Origin of the sequence: Chryseobacterium sp. CH25 (genome assembly GCF_004119455.1) — a bacterium.
Classification (GTDB): Bacteria; Bacteroidota; Bacteroidia; order Flavobacteriales; family Weeksellaceae; genus Chryseobacterium.
In genome coordinates, this window is record NZ_NRQT01000137.1 from 1 (window position 1) to 231 (window position 231).

Sequence of the window (231 nt, forward strand, 5' to 3'; positions counted from 1 at the left end):
ATTCTGAGTAATACATCTCCTTTAATAATAACTTTTATCAAGCATCTTTCAAGACTTGGAAATCCTACAGGGATTAATAAGACGGTCCAGGGAACCAAATGCACCAATGGTAGCAATACTCATCAAGAAAGAATTCTGAGTAATACATCTCCTTTAATAATAACTTTTATCAAGCATCTTTCAAGACTTGGAAATCCTACAGGGATTAATAAGACGGTCCAGGGAACCAAA

General features: G+C 35.1%; 1 protein-coding gene. It reads left to right on the plus strand.

All coding sequences use genetic code 11. The annotated features are described in order from the left end of the window. Positions 1 to 231: hypothetical protein (locus BOQ64_RS24345; protein WP_228448546.1), on the plus strand; the 231-nt coding region annotated here is incomplete at both ends.